This window comes from bacterium (assembly GCA_040753555.1).
Taxonomy (GTDB): domain Bacteria; phylum UBA9089; class UBA9088; order UBA9088; family UBA9088; genus JBFLYE01.
Genome location: JBFMDZ010000192.1, coordinates 1 through 3,889 on the forward strand (window position 1 = coordinate 1; position 3,889 = coordinate 3,889).

3 protein-coding genes are annotated in these 3,889 nt (G+C 35.6%); 1 reads left to right on the forward strand and 2 read right to left on the reverse strand.

Features of this window, described 5'->3' with window-relative positions; all coding sequences use genetic code 11:
* Window positions 1-136: 136 nt before the first annotated feature.
* Window positions 137-394, reverse strand: a complete 258-nt coding sequence (locus AB1630_11025) for a cell division protein ZapA (GenBank protein MEW6104324.1) — start codon at window positions 392-394, stop codon at window positions 137-139.
* Window positions 391-570 carry a hypothetical protein gene (locus AB1630_11030; GenBank protein ID MEW6104325.1) on the reverse strand — a complete coding sequence of 60 codons (180 nt, stop codon included), beginning with the start codon at window positions 568-570 and terminating at the stop codon, window positions 391-393. The genes AB1630_11025 and AB1630_11030 overlap by 4 nt, the downstream gene beginning before the upstream one ends.
* 240 nt (window positions 571-810) lie before the next feature.
* Here AB1630_11030 and AB1630_11035 point away from each other — a divergent pair, with 240 nt between their 5' ends.
* Window positions 811-3,660: an ATP-dependent DNA helicase gene (locus AB1630_11035; GenBank protein MEW6104326.1), complete on the forward strand. Its 2,850-nt coding sequence runs from the start codon at window positions 811-813 to the stop codon at window positions 3,658-3,660.
* The last annotated feature ends 229 nt before the right edge of the window (window positions 3,661-3,889 follow it).

Here is a 3,889-nt window from a genome sequence, read left to right on the forward strand (position 1 = left end):
TGTTTTTGATTTTGGTCCACGCATTGCCAATACCTCCTGGGAAAATATCCCTATTTATATTATCGGCTTTTGTGAACTAAAACTTTAGTAAAATTCGTGCGAAATTTAGTCAACACGACACTAGATACTATTTTTTTCATTTTAGCGATGAATCAATAAGGGAGGATAATTTTTTTATCCTCTCATGAACATTTCTTTTTGTTTTAAATAGCTCATCTGCAATCTCAAGCCCCGCAAGGATAGCAAGCTTATCCAGAGGAAGAGAAGGAAGATTTTTGTAAATTTCTTTTATCTTTTTATCAACATAGCCTGCAACTATTTTTGTTACCTTTTCTTCCTCATCAGAGACAAGGGTATAAGATTTACCCATAATCTCTACACTAACCTTATTCATATCTCATCAAGCTTTGAGACTATCCTTTCAATCTTTCCTTTTATAAGCCTTCTTTCTTCTTTTAATTTCTCATTCTCTTCCTTTAATCCACTTGTATCCCCTTCCTGGCTTTTAAGCTTTTTAAATTCTTCTATTAGCTTATTTATCTTTTCTTCCAATACATCAAATTCTTCCATTCTCTAATTATAATCTTTTAAAAACCTTTTTGTCAAAATTTGTTTTTTTCTTATAGAACTTCCCCAAGTTTTTATGTTAGATAATAACCTTTTCTACATCCTCCTCCTTCATTGTTTCAATATCCCTTACATAAAATCTTGAAATCCCAAAAGCTTTGTAATATAATTTAATTTCCAATAATTATTTTTTGCACCATATTATGTGAAGAGCCAAAAATTCATTGAGTCAGGGTATGTGTTATGACAAATCTCCTAGATGAATTAAATGAGGAGCAAAGGGAGGCTGTATCTCATAAAGGCTCACCACTTCTTATTATTGCCGGAGCTGGAACAGGAAAGACATCTGTAATTACAAAAAGGATTGCATGGCTTATTACAGAAGAAAAAATTCCATCTTCTGAAATCCTTGCAACAACATTTTCTGATAAGGCAGCCTATGAGATGGAAAATAGGGTAGATGTCCTCATTCCTTATGGCTATACAAATTATACCATATCAACCTTTCATTCATTCGGTGATAGAATCTTAAGGGATAATGCATTGGAGATGGGCTTGCCACCAGATTTTAAGGTTTTAACAAATGCAGAGCAGGTAATATTCTTGAGGGAGAATTTATTTGGGTTTCCCTTAAAAAGATATAGACCTTTAACAAACCCAACAAGATACTTACAAGCCCTTACCAAGCTTATTGCAAGGTGTAAGGATGAGGATATAAAGCCAAGCGAATATATTGAATATGTAGAAGCCTTGCCAAGCGAAACAGAAGAGGATAAAGATTACAAAGAGAGGCAGATTGAGCTTTGCTATTCTTATAAAAAATACGAGGAGATGATGAGAAAGAATGGCTTTATTGACTTTGGAGACCAGATTGTCCTGGTATTAAAGCTTTTTCGGGAAAATCCACATATCTTAAAATCATACAAAGAAAGGTATAGACACATCCTGGTTGATGAATTTCAGGATACAAATTTCTCACAATTTCAAATGCTTAAGATGCTTGCCTCGGAAAATATTACAGTAGTAAGTGACGATGATCAATCTATCTATAAGTTTAGGGGCGCTGCAATATCAAATATATTAAATTTTCAGAGCTTCTTTCCCAATAACAAAATTATTGTCTTAAAGAAGAATTATCGCTCAAGCCAGCCAATCCTTGACACCTCATACAAACTTATACAATATAATAATCCTGATAGGCTTGAGTATAAGGAGGGGATAGATAAGCACCTTATAGGAAGAACACAGGATGGAAAGCTGCCTATATTTATCCATTACGAAGATGGAACAGGAGAGGCAGACGCTATAGGAAAAATTATAAAGGAAAAGATAGGGCAAGGAGAAAACCCATCCTCTTTTGCTATCCTTGTCAGGGCAAACTCTGATGCAGAAATTTATAAAAGAACATTAAACCTACTTGGCATTCCATCATACTTTAGTGGCGATACAGGCCTTTATTTCCAGCCAGAGGTAAAGACCTTGATTGCATTTTTAAGGGTTATCAATAACCCTGACGATACCTTAAGCCTCTATTACCTCTCTCAATCTGATATTTATCAGATAAACCAATATGACCTGGCAAGGCTTATGGCAGAATCCTCAAATAAAAAAAGATCTTTGTGGTTTGTTTTTAATAATCCTGATATTGAGATATTGGAAGAAACCAAACAAATTATAGAAAGGATAAAGGATGAGATAACAAGATTCATTTCCCTTTCGGCAAGGCTCTCACCTGGCGAGATTCTTTACCAATTTCTTTCTCTTTCTTATATTCTAGAACTTACAGGGAATCTTTCAAAAGAGAATGAAAGAAAGCTTTTAAATATTGGCAGGTTTTTTGAGATAATAAAGAATATCCAGCCATTATTAAGGTATAATAGAATTCCCGAGCTTGTTTCCTACCTTGACCTTCTCATTGAATCGGGAGATGATCCAGGTGCGGTTGAGCCAGAGCCTGAGGAGGAGTTGGTAAAGATTCTTACGGTGCATAAGGCAAAGGGGCTTGAATTTAAATATGTTTTTATCCCACATCTTGTGCAAAGACACTTTCCCTCAAGTGATCGGCCTGATCTGCTTGAAATTCCAGAAGCCCTTATCAAGGACATATTACCATCGGGAGACTTCCATCTTCAAGAGGAACGGAGGCTATTCTATGTAGCAATGACAAGGGCAAAGGATGAGCTTTATCTTTCATCGGCAAGGGATTATGGAACAAAGAGGCCCTGGAAGACATCCCAATTTGTTTCAGAAGCATTGGATATTCCAAAGGAGAAGCCCCAATCATCGCCGATTATGGATAAGATTGAAATGGTAAGGGATGTTGAGGTTGAAATAGGGGATAAAGAAAAGGAGGGGTTGATTACCCTAAGCCACTACCAGATCGATGACTATATCACCTGCCCCTTGAAATACAGGTATGTCCATATCCTAAAGGGGTTCATCCAAAAACACCCTTCTGTAATCTATGGAAATTCCCTGCATCAGGCAATATCATTCTATTACAAAAGAAAGAGGGAGAAAAAGCCTGTAAGTCTATCTGACATACAAAATATATTTGAAAAAACCTGGATTTGTGAGGGATTTATAAGCAGAGAGCATGAAGAGAAGATGATAGATGAGGGGAAAAATGTTCTTTCAAGGTTTTATGAGGAGGAGGAAAAGAAGGGTATAATTCCAACCTATGTTGAGATGGATTTTAAGGTTATGCTGGAGGATGATATAAGGCTTATTGGAAGGTTTGATAGAGTAGATATAGATGGAAATAATGTTCTTATCTCTGATTTTAAATCAGGCGATATAACCTCACAAGAAAAGGCAGACAAAAGGGTAAAGGAAAACCTTCAGCTTGCCATTTATGCCTTTGCCTGGAATAGGCTTTTTAATAAGATTCCAAAGGTTTCTTTGATATTCCTTTCTTCGGGATTACAAGGATTTTATGAATTAAAGGATATAGACCTTGATAAAACAGAAGAAAAGATAAAACAATCAGCCGATGGCATAAGAAGAAAGCTTTTTAATCCCACACCAGCCTATAACAATTGCCTCTATTGTGCATATCAAAGGATATGCCAAGCGTCTTTTCTTTCTCACTAATGGAAAATAATTGTACTCATCGGGAGCATGGTATCCACCCCCTAGGTATAAAGATATGGAAGAATTAGTATATGTTTAGCCTTTAGTCATTAGTCTTTAGCCTTTAATTTCCTATATTTCGCTACCTTTGTCCAGAATTACCTCTAAACAGGATATATTATATCAAAAACACATCACAAAAACATAGCCTCTTTTTTCCTTTGTAGATTTTTTTGTTAAATACCATCAA

Coding starts and splice junctions, on each gene's coding strand:
- AB1630_11025 (MEW6104324.1), bottom strand. CDS start 394: ATGAATAAGGTTAGTGTAGAGATTATGGGTAAATCTTATACCCTTGTC.
- AB1630_11030 (MEW6104325.1), bottom strand. CDS start 570: ATGGAAGAATTTGATGTATTGGAAGAAAAGATAAATAAGCTAATAGAA.
- AB1630_11035 (MEW6104326.1), top strand. CDS start 811: ATGACAAATCTCCTAGATGAATTAAATGAGGAGCAAAGGGAGGCTGTA.